The 23,047-nt window shown below is 70.3% G+C and carries 14 protein-coding genes, 1 tRNA gene and 3 pseudogenes; 8 read left to right on the forward strand and 10 right to left on the reverse strand.

Going from position 1 to position 23,047, the window contains the following annotated elements; genetic code table 11:
* Nucleotides 1-18: 18 nt before the first annotated feature.
* Nucleotides 19-609 (forward strand): annotated as a pseudogene (locus StrepF001_RS39005) (cobalt-precorrin-6A reductase); the annotation flags it as partial.
* 7 nt (nt 610-616) lie between these two features.
* On the opposite strand, the gene StrepF001_RS39010 reads toward StrepF001_RS39005, so the two are convergent.
* The 3 genes from StrepF001_RS39010 to StrepF001_RS39020 form a co-directional block, all read right to left on the reverse strand.
* On the reverse strand, nt 617-1,648 hold the full coding sequence (locus StrepF001_RS39010; protein WP_129802891.1) for a lysylphosphatidylglycerol synthase transmembrane domain-containing protein: 1,032 nt from the start codon (nt 1,646-1,648) through the stop codon (nt 617-619).
* A gap of 177 nt (nt 1,649-1,825) precedes the next feature.
* A complete protein-coding gene (gene cobF, locus StrepF001_RS39015) occupies nt 1,826-2,599 on the reverse strand; it encodes a precorrin-6A synthase (deacetylating) (protein ID WP_206307079.1) in 774 nt (257 codons plus the stop codon).
* Between the two features lie 49 nt (nt 2,600-2,648).
* On the reverse strand, nt 2,649-3,167 hold the full coding sequence (locus tag StrepF001_RS39020; RefSeq protein ID WP_129802893.1) for a DUF309 domain-containing protein: 519 nt from the start codon (nt 3,165-3,167) through the stop codon (nt 2,649-2,651).
* Between the two features lie 99 nt (nt 3,168-3,266).
* Between StrepF001_RS39020 and StrepF001_RS39025 the strand changes: the two genes are divergently transcribed.
* Together StrepF001_RS39025 and StrepF001_RS39030 are read left to right on the forward strand one after the other, a co-directional pair.
* Nucleotides 3,267-3,340 (forward strand) — tRNA-Pro (locus StrepF001_RS39025).
* Between the two features lie 192 nt (nt 3,341-3,532).
* Entirely contained in the window at nt 3,533-4,774 is a 1,242-nt protein-coding gene (locus tag StrepF001_RS39030; RefSeq protein WP_129802930.1) for a glycosyltransferase, read from the forward strand.
* Between the two features lie 276 nt (nt 4,775-5,050).
* Here the strand turns inward: StrepF001_RS39030 and StrepF001_RS39035 are convergent, their stop codons facing one another.
* Nucleotides 5,051-6,058: an alpha/beta hydrolase family protein gene (locus tag StrepF001_RS39035; protein ID WP_129802894.1), complete on the reverse strand. Its 1,008-nt coding sequence runs from the start codon at nt 6,056-6,058 to the stop codon at nt 5,051-5,053.
* Nucleotides 6,059-6,339: 281 nt separating this feature from the next.
* A complete protein-coding gene (locus StrepF001_RS39040; RefSeq protein ID WP_165396508.1) occupies nt 6,340-7,755 on the reverse strand; it encodes an MFS transporter in 1,416 nt (471 codons plus the stop codon).
* A gap of 245 nt (nt 7,756-8,000) precedes the next feature.
* Here StrepF001_RS39040 and StrepF001_RS39045 point away from each other — a divergent pair, with 245 nt between their 5' ends.
* Together StrepF001_RS39045 and StrepF001_RS39050 are read left to right on the forward strand one after the other, a co-directional pair.
* Nucleotides 8,001-9,731: a fatty acyl-AMP ligase gene (locus StrepF001_RS39045; protein ID WP_206307081.1), complete on the forward strand. Its 1,731-nt coding sequence runs from the start codon at nt 8,001-8,003 to the stop codon at nt 9,729-9,731.
* 49 nt (nt 9,732-9,780) lie between these two features.
* Complete coding sequence (locus tag StrepF001_RS39050) at nt 9,781-16,464, forward strand: type I polyketide synthase (RefSeq protein ID WP_129802896.1); 6,684 nt, start codon at nt 9,781-9,783, stop codon at nt 16,462-16,464.
* 46 nt (nt 16,465-16,510) lie between these two features.
* Here StrepF001_RS39050 and StrepF001_RS39055 read toward each other — a convergent pair.
* Nucleotides 16,511-16,705 (reverse strand): annotated as a pseudogene (locus tag StrepF001_RS39055) (UTRA domain-containing protein); the annotation flags it as partial.
* A 115-nt stretch (nt 16,706-16,820) separates the two neighbouring features.
* Nucleotides 16,821-17,705 (reverse strand): LysR family transcriptional regulator, encoded by an 885-nt coding sequence (locus StrepF001_RS39060; protein ID WP_129802897.1) that lies wholly within the window; start codon nt 17,703-17,705, stop codon nt 16,821-16,823.
* Between the two features lie 83 nt (nt 17,706-17,788).
* Between StrepF001_RS39060 and StrepF001_RS39065 the strand changes: the two genes are divergently transcribed.
* The 3 genes from StrepF001_RS39065 to StrepF001_RS39075 are packed head-to-tail and all read left to right on the forward strand — an operon-like array spanning nt 17,789 to nt 20,327.
* The gene (locus tag StrepF001_RS39065; RefSeq protein WP_129802898.1) at nt 17,789-18,979 is read left to right on the forward strand and encodes a thiolase family protein; all 1,191 of its coding nucleotides are present in this window, start codon (nt 17,789-17,791) and stop codon (nt 18,977-18,979) included.
* A complete protein-coding gene (locus StrepF001_RS39070) occupies nt 18,976-19,650 on the forward strand; it encodes a 3-oxoacid CoA-transferase subunit A (RefSeq protein ID WP_129802899.1) in 675 nt (224 codons plus the stop codon). Before StrepF001_RS39065 ends, StrepF001_RS39070 begins: the two co-directional genes overlap by 4 nt.
* Complete coding sequence (locus StrepF001_RS39075; protein WP_129802900.1) at nt 19,647-20,327, forward strand: 3-oxoacid CoA-transferase subunit B; 681 nt, start codon at nt 19,647-19,649, stop codon at nt 20,325-20,327. Before StrepF001_RS39070 ends, StrepF001_RS39075 begins: the two co-directional genes overlap by 4 nt.
* 37 nt (nt 20,328-20,364) lie before the next feature.
* On the opposite strand, the gene ppk2 is transcribed toward StrepF001_RS39075, so the two are convergent.
* The 3 genes and pseudogenes from ppk2 to StrepF001_RS39090 form a co-directional block, all read right to left on the reverse strand.
* Nucleotides 20,365-21,168, reverse strand: a complete 804-nt coding sequence (gene ppk2, locus StrepF001_RS39080) for a polyphosphate kinase 2 (RefSeq protein ID WP_129802901.1) — start codon at nt 21,166-21,168, stop codon at nt 20,365-20,367.
* A gap of 139 nt (nt 21,169-21,307) precedes the next feature.
* Nucleotides 21,308-22,014, reverse strand: a pseudogene (locus tag StrepF001_RS39085) (phenylalanine--tRNA ligase beta subunit-related protein).
* 153 nt (nt 22,015-22,167) lie between these two features.
* Nucleotides 22,168-23,004, reverse strand: coding sequence for a DMT family transporter (locus StrepF001_RS39090; protein ID WP_129802902.1), 837 nt, complete (start codon nt 23,002-23,004; stop codon nt 22,168-22,170).
* Nucleotides 23,005-23,047: the final 43 nt, after the last annotated feature.

The following is a 23,047-nucleotide window of genomic DNA, read 5'->3' on the forward strand; positions in this document are numbered from 1 at the left end:
AGATGTGTATAAGAGACAGGATTCGGCGGGGCGCAGGGGCTGGCCGACTGGCTGCGTGCTCATGACGTGGCCGCCGTCGTCGACGCCACCCACCCCTTCGCCGAGGCGATCACGGCGAACACGGCGCGGGCCGCGGCCCTGACCGGAGTGCCCGCCGCGGTGCTGCGCCGACCGGGCTGGCGGCCCGGGCCGGACGACGACTGGCATCCGGCCGCCGCGCTGCGCGACGCCGCCGACCTGCTGCCACGGCTCGGCCACCGGGTCTTCCTCACCACCGGACGTCTCGGGCTCGCCGCCTTCGCTCACCTGACGGAACTGCACTTCGTCGTACGGACCGTGGAACCGCCCGAGCCGCCGATGCCGCCGGACGCGGAACTGGTGCTGGCCCGCGGCCCGTTCACGCCGGCCGGCGAGTCGGCGCTGCTGCGTGAGCACCGGATCGACGTGCTGGTCACGAAGGACAGCGGGGGAGCGGCCACGGCGGCCAAACTCACGGCGGCCCGTGAACTCGGCCTGCCCGTCGTGGTCGTACAACGCCCCCCACTGCCGGACGGCGTGACCGTCGTACCCGACGCCCCCGGGGCCATCGCGCTGCTCGGCCTCGACTGACGGCGGGTCACAGCACCTTGCGGTGGACCAGGGCGGACAGCACCAGCGCCCCCGGCAGCAGCGGCACCCACACCGTCACCACGCGGTAGCCGATGATCGTCGCCGTGGCCAGGCCCACGGGCGCGCCGAACGCGGCCATGGTGAACACCAGCGCCGCGTCCACGGGGCCGATCCCGCCGGGCGCGGGTACGGCCCCGACCGCGGTACTCGCGATGAGCAGCGCGAAGACCACCTGCGCCCAGGACAACGGCAGCCCGAGCGAGAACCCCACCGTGGCGATCACGCTCCCCTGCAGCAGCGGAGTGGCGGCCGCCCCACCCCAGAGGGCGAGGACACGGCTGGGCCGGGTGTGCAGGATCCGTGCGTCGGTCAGGGCGGTGCGCAGGAAGCCGAGGGCAGGTGTGCGCAGCACGCGTACGGCCGCCAGCAGCGTGGCGGCCACGGCGAGCGCGACCGCCACGCCCAGGGCGACCAGGAGCAGCGTGCGGTCGTCCGGGACCAGCGCGCCGAGATGCAGCATGTCCGGGAAGGCCACCAGGAAGACGAGCAGCACCACCGTCTTCGCGACCGGTTTGACCAGCGAGTACAGGGCGAGCGACGCGGTGCCCCGGGCGAGGGATATCCCCTGGCTCTGCAGGAAGCGCAGGGTGACGGCGTGGGCGCCGATGCTGGCGGGGAGGACATGGTTGGCGGCGCCGGCAGCGAACTGGGAGGCCAGCAGCAGCCCCGGCGGGAGGCGTTCGGGGACGGCTCCCTGCCGGACCAGCGCGGCGGCCACCCAGCCCATACAGGTGAAGAACAGGGCGGCGAGCAGCCAGCCGGGGTCGGCGGAAGCCAGGCGGGCGGCGCCGTCGCGTACGGTGCGCCAGTCCACCACCGCCCATGCGCCGATCAGCAGAAGCGGGAGCAGGGCGAGCGCATGGCGGGCGAGGCGTGAGAGGCGTTCGGCGGCGGGTGAGCGGACGGGGGCGGCGGGAGCGGCGTGGGGAGCGCGGCCGCGGGCCGGAGCAGGGACACGGCGTACGTCGTCCTTTCGCATCGCGGCCCGTGGGGTGCGGGGCGGACGGATGCAGGGCGAGGCAGGTGGGGACGGCTGAAACGTGCCCGTCCGGTATGACGCTCCGGTGTCCGGCAACCGACGCGATGCCAGCGGGCAGCGCAAGAAAGACGCCGCGACGCCGGCGGGCGCGGTCCGCCGAGGTGCAGACCGCAGGCCCTAGCGGTCCTTCGGGTTGCGCCGCAACAGGTACGTGTCCATGATCCAGCCCTTGCGCTCCCGTGCCTCGGCCCGCAACCGCTCGATGCGTGGTGCCGCCTCGGCGATCGGGCCGGAGGCGAGGATCTCGTCCGGTGTACCGAGGTACGCGCCCCAGTAGATGTCGATGTCCTGGTCGGCGTACTGCCGGAAGGTCTGCCGGGCGTCCAGCATGACCACCACGTCGTCCACGCCCTGAGGGAAGCCCTCGGCGAGCCGCCGGCCCGTGGTGATCTGCACCGGCCGGGCGACCCGGTTCAGGCCCGTGCGATGACGGGCGACCAGGGCCGAGACACTGCTGATGCCCGGCACGACGTCGTACTCGAAGGCCACCGTGCCGCGCAGGAGGACCTCCTCCAGGATGCCCAGCGTGCTGTCGTACAGCGCGGGATCGCCCCACACCAGGAACGCGCCGCTCTCCTCCTCGCCCAGCTCCTCGACGATGAGCCGCTCGTAGATGTCGGCGCGGGCACTGCGCCAGTCGTCGACGGCCGGTGAGTACGCCGCGCCGCCCGCGCTGCGGTCCCGCTCCGGGTCGCGCGCCTCCACCAAGCGGTACGTCCCCTCCGGTATGTGCGTGTCGAGCAGGTCCCGGCGCAGTTGCGTGAGGTCCGACTTCACCTCGCCCTTGTCGAGGAGGAAGAACACGTCCGTGCTCCGCAGCGCCCGGACCGCCTGCAGGGTCAGCTGGTCGGGGTCGCCCGCGCCGATACCGATGACATGAATCTTTCGCACACCCAGAGTCTGCCGCACACCACTGACAGTGGGTGCACCGCCCGGACGATCACGAGCCCCGTAGGCGCGGCGCCCACTCCCCGGCATCCACCGCGGCACCGCCCTCGACAGCCCCGGCCAGCTCCCGCGCCCAGCAGGCCAGCCCCGCCACATCCATGCCGTACGGCCGCTGCCGCCCGGCCCGCCCCGCCCACTCCTCGACCGCGCCCGCCCCGCGTCGCAGCAGCCGTGCACCGCCCGTCGCGTTGCCCCGGGCCGAGTGGGTGAGCCCCACGGCGAGCTGGGCGAGCCCGCGCCACAGTGTGCGTTCCTGCTCGGGCCCCGACTTCCAGGCGTCCTCGAACACCTCGTGCGCGTGGAACGGCTTCCCCTCGTCCAGCAGCGCCTGCGCCTCGGCGACGGTCTCCTCCGGCGTCCGTGCGACCCCCTCGGGCTGCCGTGCCACGCCGTCGGCGCCGTACGGCAACGGGCGTCCGAGCCCGTCCCGCGGCCGCGCGTTGCGCGCCCGGCCCTCGCTGTCCCGGTCCCGTGCCGCGACCGGCCGGCTGCCTTCCGATGTGCTGCCCATACGACGATTGTCCTGCCTCCGGTGCCCCTTCGGCGCGCCCGGGTACGTGAGGTAAAGTACTGCCCGCGCGATCACGCGGTTCACCGCGACGGAGCGCATCGGGACGTGGCGCAGCTTGGTAGCGCACTTGACTGGGGGTCAAGGGGTCGCAGGTTCAAATCCTGTCGTCCCGACGGTGCGAAGGGTCTTCGCAGGCGAGAGCCTGTGAGGGCCCTTTTCCTATGGTCGGTTCCGATCTTCGAGGTTGAGCATGCGCTCAGCAGCATCCCGATGTGGCCGCGACACGCAGTCCGGCGGTTGCAGGTATGGCGGCACTCGTGCGGTGTAATCCTGGAGCGCTTTGCCCATCACATGACGAGGTGGATATGGGACGGACCGTAGTGATCCTCGCCCTGGGGTCCCGCGGGGACGTCCAACCGTGTTTGGCGCTGGGTCGAGGACTGAACCGGCAGGGCGATGTCGTGCGGGTCATCGCCAGCCGCCGGTATCACGGCCTGATCACGCAGGCGGGCCTGGAATTCCACTCGCTCTCACTGGATCCCGCAGAGATCATCGCATCGCCCGAGGGCCAGGAACTACTGGCCGGTGGACGCAGCGCGGGAAGGTTCATCCGCGGTATCCACCGGATTCTCCAGCCGCTGATGGCGCGCATGCTCGCAGAGATCGAGACAGGCGCCCAGGGAGCCGACCTCATCCTGACTCCCGGTCTGGGTTTACTGGGCCTCCATTTGAGTCAGTACCTGGAGGCCCCGTGCGCCTTCATCCACTTCCAGCCGAGCCACCCCTGCGGGGAGTTCCCGCATCCCCTCCTTCCCGCTGCGCGCCTCCTGGGCGCCTTTGGCAATCGTCTGAGCTTCTACGCGGTCGATCTGGCCTCCTGGCTGGTATGCCGCGGGGCCGTCAACACCTGGCGGCGCGAGAAGCTCGGTCTTCCCCCCATGTCCCCCCTCGGCCCTTTTCGGCACACCCGTAGCGCCCCCGTGCTGTGTGCGTTCAGCCCCGTTGTCGTACCCCGACCGAACGACTGGGGAGCGAACGTCCATCTGAGCGGCTACTGGTTCCACGAAGAGCCGTCCTGGACCCCGTCGCCGGACCTCCTCGACTTCCTGGACAGTGGGCCGCCGCCTGTCTACGTGGGTTTCGGCAGCATGGGCACCGGTGATTGCGAGGCCACCGGCCGCATCGTGCGTGCGGCACTCAGGCGTGCCGGTCTGCGCGGCGTGCTCACGGGAGAGCCTGCGACGAGCGAGGACGATGTCCTGGTGGTCGGGGACGTCCCCCACGGCTGGCTGTTCCCGCGCATGGCGGCGGTGGTTCATCACGGAGGGGCGGGCACCACTGCCGCGGCGCTGCGGGCGGGAGTGGCCTCCTTGGTCTGCCCCTTCTTCGGAGACCAGCCTTACTGGGCCGAGCGTGTGTACCGTCTGGGCGCGGGCCCGAAGCCGCTGCCGGCTCGGCACTTGTCGGTCCCGCTCCTGACCGAACGGCTGCGCGCCGTCGCCGGGAACAACGGGTACACCGGGACTGCCCGGCGGCTGGGCCGGGCACTGAACGCCGAGGACGGCGTGGCACATGCCTGCCGGGCTCTTGAGCGGCTTGCCAGGTGACGGTCGGCGTCCGGGCGACCAGAACCATCAGCGGGGCCGTTCCAACGGCCCGTCTAGGGCCTGTCCGGCGGATCAGGTCGCAGGGAAGCAACGGCGACTGATCGGCGCAGGTGAGCGGGGTCTGGTGCGTCCAGCTGCAAGGCGGAGGAGGGAGTCGACGCGATGGGGGTCCCCCCGCTCGAGCGAAGCCGAGAGTGGGGGAGTCGGCGACCGACGACAACGCCGCAGATGGGCGTGCCAGACCCCGCGTCTGCGGCATGATCCGCCGGACAGGCCCTAGCCCGGGAGTTCGTCCATCACCGTGGGCCAGATGAGATGCAGTTCGCGTTTCCAGTAGGGCCAGGAGTGCGTCCCGGGCTTGTAGATGTGCGTCGTGACGTCCACACCTGCCGCGCGCAGTGCCCGGGCGAACCGATTCTGGCTGGGTGCGAGAATTCCTTCCGACATCGACGGGAGTACCGAGGCGGCGTCCCGGCCCTCGTCCAGCGGACCCAGGTCGCCGGTCCCGGCGGACAGGTGGATTCTCATGCCGCGGTAGGCGGTCACCATGGCGGACGGGTTGTGCGAGTTCCAGATGTCCGCATGCTCTTCCGGGTCACCCCAGGCCTTGATCAGCTCATTGTCATGGGAGGCGTTGTAGAGCCAGAGGAAGGCGCGAATCACCGGGTCATCGAGGTCGACGATTGCGCTGAAACTGGCCGCGTAGCGAAACATGCCGGGGTTTCGGCCCGCGTAGTTCAGTGCGCCGAGCCCCCCCATTGAAAGGCCGATGACTGCTCGGGCCGAATTCGCTCGGAGCTTCCGTTCCATGAGACGTGGCAGCTCGCGAGTGTGAAATGTCTCCCAACGGGGCCGGCCGAATTGCCAGTCGGAATACTGACCGTTGCGGCCGCCGTCCGGCATCACGATCAGCGCTTCGGAATCCTTCGCCAGATCCTCGACGTCCGTCTCGCGGGTCCAGGAGGTGTAGTCGTCCTCCCCGCCGTGGAGCATGTAGAGCGTGGGGTAGGTACGCGTCGGCTCGGTCCGCCAGCTCGCGGGAAGGATGACACGGACAGGCACCCTGCGACCCATGGCAGGTGATCGCACCGTCAGATCCAGAGTCCGGGCATCAATTCTCTTTACGCCCGTGATCCGGGCGTCGGTGTCCGCCGGGGTCGTGCGATCGGAGGCGGATGCGGTGGGCCCGGCAACGAACGGCAACGTGACAAGGATCAGCAATTCAAGGATGGAACAGCTGATCGGCTTTGTACGGCCGACGCTCTTCTTGACGTGACATGGCATGGGCTGGAGGACCGCCTTGGAAAGTTACCGACGAAACGAGAGCCCCCATTGCGCGGTCGCGCGAGCCGGGTTTCCCTTTATCGCGGAGGCCTCGGAGCGCATCGTTGCACGGCGTGGCGGAAAAGTTCGGCCGAATTCTGTCGATCATCGTAAGATTGACTCGTTCGGCGGCAGTTCCTGTCGCCGTCGCGGAGGATGGCACGGGCGGCTGCGAGGCGGCAGAGCCAGGACGCGTCGGCGATTGTGCAGCGCGCCGGTCGAGTCCTGCGACGACCTGCCTCTCAGCGGGCGCTTCCCCCTCCTTCGTGAGGGTGGCGCAGCGCCCAGAGGGCTACGGGAGCTCCCATGCCGACGAGCGTCGCCGCGATGCACAGCCCGGCTTGATACCCGGCCAGCGAGGCTTCGGCGCGCGAGACCTGCTGGGCCAGGCACAGGTGCCGCACGAACGTCACCACAGCGCCTACGAGCACGATGCCGAACACTCCGGACAATTCGCGTGTGGCAGCGAAGAGGCCGGCCGCGAAGCCGGACAGATGGCGGGGGGAGGACGCCAGCGCCCGCGTGGTCAGGGGGATGGCAAGCGAAGACCCCACACCGACGGCCGCCAGGCCGGGAATCAGGTCGGCCGGCCCGCCGTGCGCACTGCCCAGCGCGACCAGCAGCAGCCCCAGGGTGATCAAGAGCAGACCCGTTGCGGAGGTGCGCGCCTCGCCCCACCGCCTGGCCACGGCGGTGACGAACGGGGCTGTGAGGAACAGCGCCGAGAAGACGGGAGTGAATGCCAGGCCTGCCTGTGTGGGGCTGAGCCGTAAACCGCTCTGCAGAAACTGACAGGTGTAGAAATACACGCCGCTCACTCCCAGGCCCCACAGGAGCTGGGTGACGAGCCCGCCGCTGTAGGCGCGCTCCCTCAGCAGCTGTCCCAGGGCCGGATGACGACCGAGTCTGCCCCGGCACAATCCGACCACGCTCGCTGTGGCCGCCACCCCGCAAAGGACGACGGGTGGCCTGGTGAATCCGTGCGCGGGCCCCTGGATCAGGCAATAGACGAGGGAAGCCAGAAAAATGCAGGCCAAGATGATCTGGCGGTTCGGCACGGGAGCCGCGGTGCGCAAAACCTGGCGGTTTGGACGGCCGGAGGGACCGGGAACGGCCATGGCGCCGACAACGAAAGCGGAGACCCCCAAGGGGATGTTCATGAGGAAAATCCATTCCCACCCCAGGTGCTGCGTCACCACACCGGAGAGCACCGGCCCGAAAGCCAGCGCACAGCCCAGAGCGGCAGTTGTCGCACTGAATGAGGCCGTGCGGATCCTGGGTGGCAGGTCGTGCGCAATCAACGCCAGGGACGCCGGCAGGATGAATGCCGCGCCGATGCCCTGCAGACCCCGGAAAACGACCAACATCACCCCGGTGGTCGACAGCACACAGCACGCCGACGACACGGTGAACACGGCCACTCCGGTGAGCAGGGCCCAGCGCCTTCCTTTGCTGTCCGTCAACTGACCGGCTCCAAGGAGAGATCCGGCCAGTGCCAACGGGTATGCGGTCCCCACCCATTTGAAGTCGGTCTCCGTCAGGCCCAGTCGGGCGCGGATCTGAGGCAGGGCGACATTGACCGCGGTGTTGTCCAAAGCCGTCAGGAAAGTGCAGCACATGACGGCCGTAATGATGCTCCACAGACGCAGCCGACGCATGACTGTGAAACCTACGCCTTTCCACATTCAGGAGGTGAGCGCACGGGCTCCGACATCGGCGTGTCGACATAAGAGGACGACTGCTCCGTGTTTTGCTGCTTCCTGCCGCCTGTTTCCGGGACCGCGTCGAGCCGCGGCGCGTACAGCCCATATGGCCGTCGCGGCGGTTCTTCACACCAAGCCATTTCCGACGGGCCCGCTTCTGCACGCTGCAAAGAAGGTTCGGTGAGTCAGTGCCATCATCGGTGACAGATACACTCAGCCACCATCTCGCTCACATCACTGCTCTTGCACCGGACGAAACCGCCTTCACGTTCGTCGACTACAGCGCTCATGTCGAGGGAGCGGTCTCCTCGCTGAGCTGGCGGCAGTTGGAGGACAGGGTTCGTGCCGCTGCCACCGGACTGCGTCGGCTGGCAGCGCAGGGTGAAAGAGTCGCCATCGTCGCGCCGCAGAGTCTCGACTATGTCGTGGGCTTCCTCGGCGCCGCCTGTGCCGGAACGATCGCGGTCCCTGTGTTCTCCCCGTCGCTGCCGGGTCACGAGGAGAAGCTGGCGGCGGTCGTCAAGGATGCCGCCCCCACGGTGCTGCTGACCGTCGAATCCCAAGGCCGGATCCTCGCGGACTTCTGCGCGAGGCACGGTCTGGCCTCCGACAGCCGCATCGTCACCGAGCGGGACTTGTGCGAGCAGGCGGCGCACTCTCAAGCCGGGGTCGTCCGGCTGCGGCCCGACGACGTGGCGTACCTGCAGTACACCTCGGGCTCCACCCGTGTTCCGACCGGTGTGGAGATCACGCATGCCAATGTGTGCGCCAACGCGCGCCAGGCGCTTGAGGCCTACGACCTGCGGCGAGGCCGCAACTGCACCGTGGGGTGGCTTCCGCTCTACCACGACATGGGCCTCGTGCTGGCGATCGCACTGCCGGTCATCGGACACATCCCCTCGGTCCTCATGGATCCCCTGGCCTTCCTCCAGCAACCGGGGCGCTGGCTGCGCCTGCTGAGCCGACACCCCGGGGCCCTGACCGCCGCTCCCAATTTCGCCTACGACTACTGCGCCCGGCAGGTGGACGCCGATGAGCGTGCCGGGCTGTCGCTGGGGGCGGTTGCCGCCATGGTCGACGGCAGCGAACCCATCACACCGGACACCCTCGAACGCTTCCAGGCGGCCTTCGCCCCGGCCGGCATGCTGCGCACGATCATGAGACCGTCCTACGGGCTGGCCGAGGCGACCGTGTTCGTGTCCGCCTCTCCCGCGGGCGAGGAACCGACCGTCATCGCCGTCGACCGGGAGGCGCTCGGCCAAGGCGTGGCCCGCCCCCTGGAGATGGCCGACCAGGCAGCGGCGGTCGAACTGGTGTCATGCGGCCGGCCGACCGGTCAGGAGATCGCGATCGTCGATCCGGCCACATGTCAGCGCAGGGAAGACGGTCATATCGGCGAGATCTGGGTGCGCGGCCCCAACATCGGACGCGGTTACCGGGGCCGCCCGGAGCAGAGCGAGGCCACCTTCCGCGCGGTTCTCCACGGCGAGGAGCACGGCGGACCCTGGCTACGCACCGGAGATCTGGGCGTGTGGCACGACAAGCAGCTGTATGTGACCGGCCGGTTGAAGGATCTGGTGATCATCGACGGCACCAATCACTATCCGCATGACATCGAAGAGTCGGTCCAGGACGCCCACCCGGCCATCCGGCCTCACCACATCGCCGCCTTCGCCGTGGCCACCGGCGACGGCGAACGCCTCGTCGTCGTGGCCGAGCACCGCCGCGATGCGAGCCCCAGCGACGTCGCCGTACAGGAAGTGACGAGCGCGGTGCGGTCCGCGGTCGCCGGCAGACACGGAGTCGCCGTCCACGACTTCGTGCTGGTGCCGCCCGGCAGTGTGCCGCACACCACCAGCGGCAAGGTCGCCCGCAGCGCATGCCGGGAGCAGTACCTGGCGGGCGCCTGGAACACGGCCGCCAGAACCTGAAACGCCAGGAGTCGGCACCATCGCAAGGGGCGGGCAGGGAGAGAGCCAGATGGAACCAGACAGGGAATCGGCCGCAGCATCCGGGCAGACGCCGGCCGGCGCCGCCGAGCTACGGGCAACCCTGCGCACACTCATCACCGAGACCTGCGGTATCCCCGAGGAAGAACTCGACGACACCCGTCCCCTGGTCGACCACGGTCTCAGCTCGCGTGCCGCCGTCGGCCTGACCGGACGTCTGGAACGTGCACTGGGCCGGCCGCTGCCGGCCACGCTGCTGTGGGAGCATCCGACGGTCGAACAACTCGTGCAGCTCCTGAGTCCCCCCCAGCAGCCCGCGCCGGAGGACAGGCGGGAGAACCAGGAGCATGCCGCGCACTGCGACTCCCGCAGTACTGCGGCTTCCGCCACCGGCGGCGACTGCCGGAAACCCGCCCCGGTGGTGTGCCCCGTCGCCGTGGTCGGCATCGGCTGCCGCCTTCCCGGTGGCATCCACGGGCCCGAGGAGTTCTTCAGACGCCTCCTGGCGGGCAGCGACCTCGTCGGTCACGTCCCCGCCAGACGGTGGCGGGACTTCGCCACCGGCCCCGGCGCCGGTGCGCTCCTGGAGCGGACCACCCGCCAGGGGGCCTTCCTCGACGACGTCGAGGCCTTCGACGCGGGCCACTTCGGCATCACGCCGCGCGAAGCCGACGTCATGGACCCCCAGCAGCGCCTGCTGCTGGAAGTCGCCTGCGAAGCGCTGGACCATGCCGGACGCCCCGCTTACAGCCTCGAAGGCAGCAATACCGGAGTGTTCGTCGGCATCAGCGCGCTTGAGTACGGGCAGCTGACCACCGCAGACCCCGCGCGCCTGACCCCGTGGACCAGTACCGGGGCCGCCGGCAGCATCGCCGCCAACCGGCTGTCGTACGTGTTCGACCTGCACGGTCCGAGTCTGACCATCGACACGGCCTGCTCCTCGTCCTTGGTGGCGGTGCACCAGGCGTGCCGGAGCCTGGGCAGTGGCGAGTGCGACACCGCGCTGGCGGCGGGTGTCAACGCCCTGCTCTCACCCGTGGTCATGGCGTCGATGGGGCAGCTGGGGGCGCTCGCCGCGGACGGACGCTGCAAGCCGTTCGACGCGTCCGCGAACGGCATCGCCCGCGGTGAGGGCTGCGGTGTCGTCGTACTGAAACGACTGGTCGATGCCCAGCGCGACGGCGACCGGATCCTGGCCGTCATCAAAGGCACAGCCGTCAACTCCGACGGCCGCTCGGCGGGATTGATGGCCCCCAACCCCGCTGCTCAGGAGAGCCTGCTGCGCAGCGCGCTCAGCAACGCGCAGGTCGACGCCGCCGACATCGACTACGTCGAGACACACGGAACCGGGACACTGCTGGGAGACCCCATGGAGGCATCTTCCCTGGGGGCCGTCGTCGGCCGTGGCAGGCCGGCCGACCAGCCACTGCTCATCGGCTCCGTGAAGAGCAATCTGGGCCATCTGGAAGGCGCCGCGGGCATCGTCGGCCTGATCAAAACAGCCCTGGCACTGCATCATCGGCGCCTCCCGCACAGCCTTCACTTCCACACGCCCAACCCGCACATCGACTTCGAAGCGCTGCGCCTGCGGGTCGTGACCGCGCCCACTGCCTGGCCCGAGCGGGGCCACCCGCCCCGGGCCGGGGTGTCCGCCTTCGGCTTCGGCGGCACGAACGCACACGTCGTCCTCGAACAAGCGCCCGCGAGCCCGCCCGGCGGCAGCGTGCCCCACAGCGGCGACGGCCAGGCAGTACGCCCGCATGCGCTGGTCGTCTCAGCGCGTTCCCGGCATCGCATCGGCGACGTCGCGGCCGGTCTGGCCCGGCAGACGGTGGCCGACGACGCGCCGGCGCTGAAAGATCTCGCGCACACCCTGGCCGGTCACCGAAGGGGCCCGGTTTGTGCCGCCGTCGTCGCACGCACCCGCCAGGAGGCGGCCGACCGGCTCGCCGCGCTGGCAAGCGACCAGGAAGGCCCCGGCATCGTCGCGCCCTGCACCGACAACCCCGCTGCCCGCTCGTCCGGCACCCGCCGCCCCGTGTTCGTCTTCTCCGGCCACGGCTCGCAGTGGCAGGGCATGGGTGTGCGCCTCCTCGAAGAGAACCCCTTCTTCGCCGCCGCCGTGGACGGACTGGACCCCGTCTACCAGGAGCAGGCGGGCGTGACGCTACGGCAGATGCTCACCCGGCCGGCCCCCGGCAGCGGCTTCGAGCACCTCCAGCCTGCGCTGTTCGGGATGCAGATCGCCCTGGCCCGGACCCTGCAGTCCTACGGAGTGCACCCTGCTGCTGTCATCGGCCACTCGGTGGGAGAAGCCGGCGCCGCGGTCATCGCCGGAGGCCTCGACCTGGCCGACGGCCTGCACGTCGTCCTCAGCCGGTCGGCGCGACTGGCCACCCTCGACACCGAGGGCGCCGGTGCGATGGCCGCGGTGGAGGTGGCCGTCGAGGACCGTGCAGAGGTTCTGTCCCGCTTTCCCGGCGTGGAGATCGCCGTGGATTCCTCCCCGCGCCGATGCACCGTCACCGGCCCCGGACCCTCCGTGCGTCGGCTGGTCGACGAACTCGCCGCCGAGGGTCGTCTCGCGCGGCTTCTGGAGATCGGGGCAGCCGGCCATTCCCCCGCAGTCGACCCCCTCCTGCCCGAGGTGCGGCAGATCCTGGGAACGCTGAGCACCCGTCCGGCCGCTGTCCCCTGGTACACCACCGTGCTCGACGACCCACGAGCCGACGTGACCGCCGACGCAGCCTACTGGTGCGCCAATCTGCGCCGTCCCGTACGTCTGCACCAGGCGGTCGCAGCCGCGGCGGCCGACGGCCATGATCTCTTCCTGGAGGTTTCGCCCCATCCCATTGCCCTCATGCCCGTCAGTGAGACCCTGCAGACGGCGGCAAACGGCTCTGCGGCGGTCGCCGTGTCCACCCTGCGCAAGCAGGGCGACGAAGCCGTCGACCTGTGCACGGCACTGACGCGGCTGCACTTCGCCGGGGTGCGGGTGGCGGAGGACCAGCTGTGGCCCCGGGGCACCCGGATCCCGCTGCCCAGCCCTCTCTGGCGCCACGAACGCCACTGGTTCGGCCGCCGCGGCCCGGCAACCGGCGCCATCGGCCAGTCCCACGCCGTGCTGGGTCGCCGTACCGACGATCCCCGCTCGGGCGCCGTCCTGTGGCAGACGGACCTCGGCACGGGCGATGCGCAGGCCGCCGGACGCCGGCTGCACGGTCGGCCCGTCCTGGACCTGCCCGTGGCCGCCACACTCATGATCACGGCGGCGCAGGAGATCCACGGGCGGGACGGCATCGCAGGCCTGCGCATCGAGGAGCTCGCCGTTCACCGGTGGCTGCCGCTGTCCCGCAGCACACCCGTCACCATCACCTGGGAGCCCATGGACGCCCATGCGGCCGTCGCCGTCAACGCCCGGGCCACGGACGGCACATGGCACTGCTACGCATCGGCACGAGTGCACACCGACCTCGAACCGATCAAGGACGACATCCCGGACACCCCGCCCGCCGTCGTGACACGCTGGGCCCCTGCCACACCGGAGGAGTCGGGCCCGCCCTCGTACGAGGAGCTCCTCGCCGCCGTGCTGCACGCACCCGCCGAAACCGGCAGGGCCGCCTCCGACGTCGTCCCCGCCCTCGTGCAGAGCCTGCAGCTCGAGGACCTCACCGCAGTCGGCACGGAGTGCACCATTCAGGCCTTTCCCACCCCGCTCGCGGCCCACGAACTCGCGTCCGGCGCACCCACCCCAAGCGATGACCAGGGCCTGAGCTGGACCGTTGTGGCCGACGGGGCACAGTCGAGGATCACCGCAACAGGGGTGCAGCCGGGTCCGGCCTCGCGTTGCGACGTGCCCAAGCCCTTGGAAGCACTCACCTACGAGATCGAGTGGCAGAAGTCGCCCGTGCCGCTGCCCGGCCGGCTCGGCAGCGCCCTGCTCCTCGTCGACGAGCCCACAGCCGGGACAGGCAGCACCCTGGCCACCGCCCTCGGTGCGGCGCTGAAGGCCAGGAACGTGTCCACCACCACTGAGGCCGCTGCGGCAGCCCGCTCCGGGCAGTTGGTCGACGACTGGCTGCAGAACACCGCGCCGGAGGGTCCCAGGGCTGTCGTGCTGCTGCTGACCCGGCCGGCCGAGACCCATGACCTCCAGGCTCTGTACACCGCCACACAGACCGCCCGCCGCCTCGCCTCCCGCCCCGGCGGAGTGCAGCCGCCCCGGCTGTGGCTGGTGACCGAGCGGTCCCGCTGCGCCGCACCGGGCGAACCCGGCCGGCCGGACCTGGCCTGCCTGCGCGGTCTGGTACGCACACTCGCCATCGAGGAGCCCGCACTGCGGGCCTGCCTGGTCGACATCGACACCCAACCCGAAGCCGTCGAGAACCTCCTGCAGGAACTGCTCGGCGACAGCACCGAAGACGAAGTCGTCTGGCGAGCCGGAACCCGCCTCGTCGCCCGTCTGACCTCCGCCGACCTGTCGGGACAGCAGTACGAGGCGCCGTTCGTCCGCTGCGACGGCGCCTACGTCATCACCGGCGGCCTGACCGGTCTCGGCCTGGAAACGGCCCGCCGCCTGGCCGAACAGGGAGCAGGCCGCCTCGTCCTCAACGGCAGGCGGCCCCCCACCCCTGCAGCCGAGACGGTCATCTCCCGGCTCGGCGCCGGCGGAACCTCCATCGCCGTGGTGCAAGGAGACATCGCCGACGCCGGTGTGGCCGAGCGCCTGGTGCAGGCCGCGCTCAGCGAGGGACACACCTTGCGCGGAGTCGCCCACTGCGCGGGCGTCCTGCGCGACCGTATGATCACCGATCTCGACACCGCCGACCTCGACACCGTGCTGCGGCCCAAGGTCACCGGCGCGCTCAACCTTGAGGCCGCCCTGGCCCACCACGACATCGACTGGTGGGTGTTCTACAGCTCGGCAGCGGCTCTGCTCGGGTCACCCGGGCAGGCCGCACACGCGGTCGCCAACGCCTGGCTGGACGCGATGGCGCAGCTACGCAGGGCGGAAGGCAAGCCCGCCATGTCCATCGCCTGGGGTCCCTGGCGTGACGCCGGTGCCGTCGCCGACGATCGGGTCCTGGCTCTGGACTCCCTCACCGTGGACGAGGGACTGGATGCCCTGCAGACCCTCGTCGTCCACAACCGCACGCACACCGGCGTCCTCCATCTGGACCCCCCGCGCCTGTTGGAGGCGTTCCCCGGCTTTTCCGGCATCCCCTTCTTCGCCAACAGCCTCCGTACCGACGACCTGTCCCCGGAGGAGGACTGGAGGGGTCCCGCCGGCATCGACGCTCTCGGTGACGGCGCGGCGGACAAGGTGCGCCGGCGCCTGGCCGAACGCGCTGCCGCCATCATGGGCTTCAGCGCATCGGGCCTTGACGAAGCCGTGCCGCTGCCGCAGCTCGGCCTGGACTCGCTGATGGCCGTGCGCATCCGGAACGCGGTCCAGCAGGACTTCGCCGTCGACCTGCCCCCGGACCTCATGCTGCGCGGCGCGACCCTTCGCGACCTCGGCGACACCGTCCTGCGAGCACTCGGAATCCGACGGGAGACAGCCGACCCGGCCGTGTCACCCGCACCGCTCGACGCATCCGACGACACCACGCCCCTCGGCCCACCCGCCGTGACAATGCCGTCCACCATCCAGCCGCGCGATGCCGCCGAGCGCGTGGTGGCCGGCGCCTGGGCGGAGGTCCTGCGGCAGCCCCCCACCGACGTCCGCGCCGACTTCGTCTCGGCCGGTGGCGACCAGCGCGCGGCCGAAGACCTCGTGGACCTCATCCTCCGTCGGCTGGGCTGCGCCCAGCTGGGCCTCACCGCCCAGGCCGTGCTCGAGCAACGCACCGTCGCCGCCATCGCCGAACTGATCCGCCCGGTCGTCAACCACTCCGGCGACTGCCTGGTGAATGTCCTGCGTCCGCCTCGAGCAGGTTCCTCCAGGTCCCCGCTGTTCACCTTCCATCCGGGTGGCGGTCCCACGTCCGTCTACCAGCCCCTGACCCAACTCCTGCCGTCGGACCAGGCCGTGTACGGAATGGAACGGCTGGACGCGCTGGGCACCATGGAGGAAAAGGCCGCCCACTACATCGCCCTCATGAAGGATCTCCAGCCGCAGGGGCCCTATCGGCTCCTGGGCTGGTCCTTCGGCGGCTTCCTCGCCTACGAGACGGCGCAGCAGCTGACGGAAGCCGGGAAGACCGTCGACTTCCTCGGCCTCATCGACACCATCCTGCCCGCGTCCCGACCGGCCCTGAACGCGTCGCAGGTGCTGCTCGAACGCTTCGGCCGTTTCGTCGAATACATCGAGAAGACCTACGGCCACCACGTGCAACTTCCCTACGAGGAACTGGCGGCCACACCCGAGGACAAGCAGATCGACGTCGTCATGGGTCTGGTGGCCGACGCCGGCCTCGACATGAGCCCGGGGATCATGGAGCACCAGCGGACGTCCTACATCGACGCCCGTGTCGGTGAGCGTTACCGGCCGCGCCCCTACCCCGGCCACGTGGTGCTCTACCGCGCTCGGCAGGCCCACAGACTCATCAGCGCGCTCGACCCGCGCTATCTGAGGACGGAAGCCGACCTCGGCTGGGCGTCCTTGTGTCCGCGCCTCGAAGTGGTGCCCGTCGAGGGCGATCACCTCTCCCTCATCGACCCGCCCCATGTCGCCACGATCGCCCACCACCTCGAGCAGTCCTTCGGGGCGTGACCGCCATGCCGCCGGCGGCGCAGCCGCGGCTGCGCCCGTACGGCCCTCACGGTCGTACGAGAAGCTGGAAGTCGAACGCGTACTGAGACGCGCGGCAGGTGTGCGTCCCGTACTCGACGGCCCGGCCGGTGTCGTCGTACGCCGTGCGCTGCATGGTCAGCAGTGCGGCGCCCTCCTTCTCGTCGAGGCAGAGGGCTTCCTCGGGGCCGGCGGAGCGGGCACCGATGGTCTGGCGGACGGTGGGCCGGACAGGTTCAGGCGTACGGACAGGTGAAGGGCACGGACAAGCCCGCCTGCGTCGCCTCCGCGGTCTACCGCCCCTCCGCGCACATGAGGTGAACCGGGTTCGGGCAAGGTCATCGCATGCACCGCTCGACCACTGCCGCGACCCGTTCTGTGGCCGGCGAGTTCTGGCGTGCTCGGCGTGCGAGTCCCAGTCGGACGGTCTCGGTTTCGGTGAGCGGGGCGTAGGTGACACCGTCGAGGCGGAGGCTCTGGACCGACTCCGGGACCAGGGCGACACCGTGTCCGGCCGCGACGAAGACGACCAGGGTCGAGGTCTCGCCGACCTCGATCAGGGGTGAGGGCTCGAACCCGGCGCGAGCGCACGCGTCGAGAATCCGGTCGTGCATGGAGGAACGGCTCCGGGACGGGTGGACGACGAACGGCTCGCCGGCGAGTGCCGCCAGGGGGACCGTGCGGCGGCCGGCCAGCGGATGGCCGGTGGGCAGGACGGCAACCAGTCGTTCGGACCGGAGCGCGGTGACCTCGAAGTCGGCGCCCACCGGAGCGTCGGTCCGCAGCAACGCGAGGTCGTAGGTGCCGTCGAGCAGGCCTTCGACGAGTTCGGGGTTCAGCAGCTCACCGTGCAGTTCCAGCGCGATGTCCGGGAGCTGCGCCCGTACCGTACGGGCGATCCGCGGCAGGACGTCATACGTGGCGGTTCCGACGAACCCGATGGACACCCGGCCGGCCCGGCCGGTGGCGAGCAGGGACATCTGATCTTGGGCTCGTTCCACTTCGGCCAGGATCGACCGCGCGTACGTGACCAGATGCCGGCCGGCCTCGGTGAGTTCGACGCGCCTGGTCGACCGCGTGAACAGCGTCGTCCCGAGCTCCTTCTCCAACTGCTTGATCTGCTGGGAGAGGGCCGACTGCACCACGTGCAGACGCTCGGCGGCGCGGCTGAAGTGGCGTTCCTCGGCGAGCGCGAGGAAGTAACGGACATGCCGGAGCTCCATGAGCGCATCTTATCTGGATCAGTGATTAATTGAGCAGAACTGGACATTGGACGAGATCAGTCCTTGAATCTACGTTGAGTCCCATGGTTACCAGCTTCGTTTACGACGCGGTGCGAACGCCCTTCGGACGGTTCGGCGGTGCCCTCGCCGACGTCCGGCCCGATGACCTCGCCGCCCTCGCTGTCTCAGGAGTCCTGGCCAAGGCTCCGTCACTCGACCCCGCCCTGATCTCGGACGTGGTCTGGGGCAACGCCAACGGCGCGGGTGAGGACAACCGCAACGTCGGCCGGATGGCCGTCCTCCTGGCGGGGCTGCCGACCTCGGTGCCGGCCACGACCGTCAACCGGCTCTGCGGCTCCTCCCTCGACGCGGCGATCATCGGCTCCCGTGCCGTCGAGACCGGCGACGCCGACATCGTCCTCACCGGTGGTGTGGAGTCGATGACTCGCGCCCCGTGGGTGCTGCCCAAGCCGTCACGCGCTTACCCCGCCGGCCATGTGACCGCCGTGTCGACCACCCTGGGGTGGCGGCTGGTCAACGACCGCATGCCGAAGGAGTGGACGGTCTCGCTGGGGGAGGCGAACGAGCAACTGGCCGAGAGGTTCCCCATCCCCCGGGAACGGCAGGACGAGTTCGCCGCCCGCTCGCACAACCTCGCGGACGACGCCTGGAACTCCGGGTTCTACGACGAGCTCGTCGTGCCGGTCGTGGTGGACGGCGAGGTCCGGCTCGCTCGTGACGAGGGGATCCGGCCCGGATCCACGCCGCAGAAGCTGGCAGGCCTCAAACCGGCGTTCCGCCCCGACGGCGTCATCACGGCCGGGAACGCCTCTCCGCTGAACGACGGTGCGTCCGCCGTGCTGATCGGCTCCGAGGACGCGGCCTCGCACATCGGCCACGCGCCACTGGCGCGGATCGCCGGCCGCGGGGTGGCGGCGCTGGAGCCGCAGATGTTCGGGTTCGCGCCGGTGGAGGCGGCCGAGCGTGCACTGAGCCGGGCGGGGATCTCCTGGTCGGACGTGTCGGCGGTCGAACTCAACGAGGCCTTCGCCGTACAGTCGCTGGCCTGCGTGGATGCCTGGAAGATCGATCCGGCGATCGTGAACACGAAGGGCGGTGCGATCGCGATCGGCCACCCGCTCGGCGCCTCCGGCGGCCGCATCCTCGGCACGCTGGCCGCGCGACTGCGCGAGTCGGGGGAGCGGTGGGGTGTCGCCGCGGTCTGCATCGGTGTCGGGCAGGCGCTGGCCGTGGTCCTGGAGAATGTGGCATGAGCGTTGAGCTGTACGCGCATGCCGATGACGCCGTCGCCGGGATCGAGGACGGATCGACCGTGCTGATCGGCGGGTTCGGCATGGCCGGTATGCCGGTCGAACTGATCGACGCGCTCATCCGGCAGGGCGCGACCGATCTGACCGTGGTGTCGAACAACGCCGGCAACGGCGACACGGGGCTGGCGGCGCTGCTGGCCAAGGGACGGGTGCGCAGGATCGTGTGCTCCTTCCCCCGCCAGTCCGACTCGTGGGTCTTCGACCGGCTCTACCGCGAGGGACGGATCGAGTTGGAAGTGGTTCCGCAGGGCACCCTCGCCGAGCGGCTGCGCGCGGCCGGGGCCGGGATCGGCGCGTTCTACTCGCCCACGGGCGTCGGCACGCCGCTCGCCGAAGGCAAGGAGACCCGCGAGATAGCGGGCCGTACCTACCTCCTGGAGTACCCCATCAAGGGCGACGTCGCGCTGATCGGCGCCCACCAGGCCGACCAGATGGGCAACCTCGTCTACCGCAAGACCGCCCGCAACTTCGGGCCGGTCATGGCAACCGCTGCCACCACTGTCGTGGCACAGGTCCGCGAGATCGTCGAGGTCGGCGCGATCGACCCGGAGGCCGTCGTGACACCGAGCATCTACGTCGACCGCATCGTACGAACGGGGGTGCCGGCCGCATGAACCCGACGAACGCCTTCGTGGAGAACCTCGACCGGGGGCCGCTGACCAAGCACGAGATGGCCGCCCGAGTGGCGCGCGACATCCCGCACGGTTCCTACGTCAACCTGGGCATCGGCCAGCCGACCCTGGTCGCCGACCACCTGCCTGCGGGGTCGGGCGTGGTGCTGCACACCGAGAACGGCATGCTCAACATGGGCCCGGCAGCCCAGGAGGGGCAGGTCGACCCCGATCTCACCAACGCGGGGAAGATCCCGGTCACCGAACTCCCCGGGGCCGCCTACTTCCACCACGCCGACTCCTTCGCGATGATGCGCGGCGGACATCTCGACGTCTGCGTACTCGGCGCCTTCCAGGTGTCCGCGGCCGGCGACCTGGCCAACTGGCACACCGGCGCGGCCGACGCCATCCCGGCCGTCGGAGGCGCGATGGACCTCGCCATCGGCGCCAAGAGGGTGTTCGTGATGATGACGCTCTTCGCCAAGGACGGCACGCCGAAGCTGGTGCCTCGGTGCACCTACCCGCTCACCGGACTCGGGTGCGTCGACCGCGTCTACACCGAGTTCGCGACGTTCCGCGTCGGTCCCGGGGGCGTGACCGTGCTCGAGACCTTCGGCATCACGTACGACGATCTCGCGCAGCGTCTCGACGTTCCTCTGTCGCTGCCGGACGGCAGCTGACTGTCCCTCGTCGCCGTCGTCGCGACGGAAGCACTCGTCAGATGCTCGCCGCGTGATCGGGGACGTAGGTCTGCAGATCGCGCGGCGGGCGCTCGTAGCCGGTCGACGCAGGCCGCTCCGGCAGCTCCAGCACCGGCGGCGGCACCTCGTGGTACGGCACGGAGTCCAGCAGGTGGGCGATCATGTTCAGCCGGGCCCGGCGCTTGTCGTCGCTCTCGACGACGTGCCAGGGCGCCTCGGCGATGTCGGTGTGCACCATCATCTCGTCCTTGGCCCGCGAGTACGCCTCCCAGCGGGTGATCGACTCCAGGTCCATCGCGGACAGCTTCCAACGCCGCAGGGGATCCTCCAGCCGGCGCCGGAAGCGATCCTGCTGCTCGGCGTCGCTCACCGAGAACCAGTACTTGCGCAGCAGGATTCCGTCCTCCACCAGCATCCGCTCGAAGATCGGGCATTGCCGAAGGAAGAGCTGGTGCTCCTCCTTCGTGCAGAAGCCCATCACGTGCTCGACGCCGGCCCGGTTGTACCAGGACCGGTCGAACAGCACGATCTCCCCGGCGGCCGGCAGATGCTCGACGTACCGCTGGAAGTACCACTGGCTGCGCTCGCGCTCGGTCGGCTTGGGCAGTGCCGCGATGCGTGCGACACGCGGGTTGAGATGTTCGGCGACCCGCTTGATGGTGCCACCCTTGCCGGCCGCGTCCCTGCCCTCGAAGATCACGACCAGCCGGGCGCCCTCGGCACGTACCCACTCCTGCAGTTTCACCAGCTCGGTCTGCAGGCGCAGCAGTTCCTCTTCGTATGCCTTGCGCGGCACCTTCTCCGCCTTCTTGCCGGTCATGCCGCCTCCATCGCCCGATGACCTACGTCGATGACTTCAACGTAGTCACTGTTATCAACCCGCGAGGGCAGGTGCGGCGACGGCCTGCGGCGTACGGGCCAGGTCCGTCTCCTGGGCCGGTGAGCGCGGGGTCGAAGCGTCAGACAATGGCGTGGGGGTGCGCGGGGCTGATGAAGTGGACGGTGGTCTTTTCGGCATGCGGGACGAGCAGACCCTGCAGTTCATCTGCTGCCGTCTTGAGGTGGTGGCCGTCGCGGGTGGCGTGGAGGGTTTCGAGGACGAAGGCGACGTGGGTGGAGTCTTCGGTGACGCGGGTGCGATGGGCGTCGCGGTGGTTCCAGTGGCGGGTCAGGACGCCGGTGGTGTCCGCGTAGATGATCTCGCCGGGCCTGGGGTTCTCGGTGGTGTCGGGTTCGCCGAGCGGGGTGAACTCCTCGCTGCCGTCCGCATGGCGGATGTCGACGTCGCCGGTGACGTGAGCCAGGTCGAAGGCGCCGGCGGGCAGTCCGTTGCGGACGGAGACGGCGTTGTAGGAGTCGACGGCCGGGTTGATGCGCGGCAGCGTTCCCTTCTTCGCGAAGCGTCGGCCGAGCGCGTCGACGCTGGGGCGGATGCGGCGGGGGTTGGTGCCGAAGGACCGGTAGGCGGTGTGCCACGCCTCGATCCGGGGATCGGTCTCGTCGGCCGGCTGCCAGGTGCCGTCGCGAGCTGCTGCTCCAGGTCCTCCAGGGCGGCGGTGGTCTCGGGCCAGGGTTCACGGCCGCGCAGGCCGGTGGCGGTGACCAGGGCGATGAGGGTGTCGGGGAAGGCGTCGGCGACGGTGGGGGCGATCCGGAGGGCGGTCATGGGCGGGGGCTCCGTTTCTTGGTGGGTGCGGATGGATTGTGTGCGGTGGACGGGGTCAGGGCTTCCAGGGGCCGATGCGGTCCAGGCCGCGAAGCTGCCGGCGCATGCTGCTCCTTGCGCGGTCGGTGCTGCGGGGGTGGCGGCGGGCCGGCGTCAGGTGAGGGCGAGGAGGCTGACGGCGACGGCGGCGGTGCCCAGGCCGACGAGCTGGCCGCGGTGGATGCGTTCGGCGAGCACGCTGCGGGCGAGCAGGACGGTGCCGGCCGGGTAGAGGGCGGTGATGACGGCGACCACGGCGAGGTCGCCGCTGCGGGCGGCGAGCAGGAACAGCAGGTTCGCCACCGAGTCCAGCACGCCGGCGGTGGCTGACATCGCGTAGGCGGGCCGCTCGGGGCCGAGCCTGCGGTGCAGCACTCCGGCTGCGGTCAGGGTGACGGCGGAGGAGACTGCCCGGCCGATGATCAGCGGGCCGACACCGCTGTCGGACGGGGCCTGGTGCAGGAAGATCAGCTGGAGGGCGATCGCGGTGCCGGCGCCGAAGGCCAGCAGCAGCGCGATGCGGGAGGGACGTGCCCTTCCGGCACCGTGTCCGGCGCTGACCAGTACCACCGCCATCAGCGCGAGCGGCAGGCCCACCAGCCCGGTCAGGCCGAGGTGCTCGCCCTGCAGCAGGCCCACGCCGACCGGCAGCACGGCGGACACCAGCGCGGTCACCGGCGAGAGCACGTTCATCGGACCGATGGCCAGGGTGCGGTAGAGCAGGGCGAACGCGGCGGCCGACGCGACACCGGACGCGGCGCCCCACCCCAGGGTCTCGGCACTGAACGAGGCGCCGAGGAACGGCCACAGCAGCAGCTCGACCGCGAGAGAGGCCGGGGCAGCGATCATCACGGTGCGCAGCACATGCGCCTTGCGGGCGCCGAGGCCGCCGAGGAAGTCGGCGCATCCGTAGGCCGGCGAACTGCCCAGGGCCAGCAGCAGAGCGATCACGGTGTATCCCTTACCATTTCATTGGAACGACCAAACCGTACAA

It is taken from the genome of Streptomyces sp. F001, assembly GCF_004187715.1.
In the GTDB taxonomy this organism is placed as follows: Bacteria; Actinomycetota; Actinomycetes; order Streptomycetales; family Streptomycetaceae; genus Streptomyces; species Streptomyces flavusporus.

What these genes read in the sequence shown, in the direction of transcription:
- StrepF001_RS39010 (WP_129802891.1), bottom strand. Translation starts at nt 1,648, where the DNA reads ATGCGAAAGGACGACGTACGCCGTGTCCCTGCTCCGGCCCGCGGCCGC.
- StrepF001_RS39020 (WP_129802893.1), bottom strand. Translation starts at nt 3,167, where the DNA reads ATGGGCAGCACATCGGAAGGCAGCCGGCCGGTCGCGGCACGGGACCGG.
- StrepF001_RS39030 (WP_129802930.1), top strand. Translation starts at nt 3,533, where the DNA reads ATGGGACGGACCGTAGTGATCCTCGCCCTGGGGTCCCGCGGGGACGTC.
- StrepF001_RS39035 (WP_129802894.1), bottom strand. Translation starts at nt 6,058, where the DNA reads ATGCCATGTCACGTCAAGAAGAGCGTCGGCCGTACAAAGCCGATCAGC.
- StrepF001_RS39040 (WP_165396508.1), bottom strand. Translation starts at nt 7,755, where the DNA reads ATGCGTCGGCTGCGTCTGTGGAGCATCATTACGGCCGTCATGTGCTGC.
- StrepF001_RS39050 (WP_129802896.1), top strand. Translation starts at nt 9,781, where the DNA reads ATGGAACCAGACAGGGAATCGGCCGCAGCATCCGGGCAGACGCCGGCC.
- StrepF001_RS39060 (WP_129802897.1), bottom strand. Translation starts at nt 17,705, where the DNA reads ATGGAGCTCCGGCATGTCCGTTACTTCCTCGCGCTCGCCGAGGAACGC.
- StrepF001_RS39065 (WP_129802898.1), top strand. Translation starts at nt 17,789, where the DNA reads ATGGTTACCAGCTTCGTTTACGACGCGGTGCGAACGCCCTTCGGACGG.
- StrepF001_RS39070 (WP_129802899.1), top strand. Translation starts at nt 18,976, where the DNA reads ATGAGCGTTGAGCTGTACGCGCATGCCGATGACGCCGTCGCCGGGATC.
- StrepF001_RS39075 (WP_129802900.1), top strand. Translation starts at nt 19,647, where the DNA reads ATGAACCCGACGAACGCCTTCGTGGAGAACCTCGACCGGGGGCCGCTG.
- ppk2 (WP_129802901.1), bottom strand. Translation starts at nt 21,168, where the DNA reads ATGACCGGCAAGAAGGCGGAGAAGGTGCCGCGCAAGGCATACGAAGAG.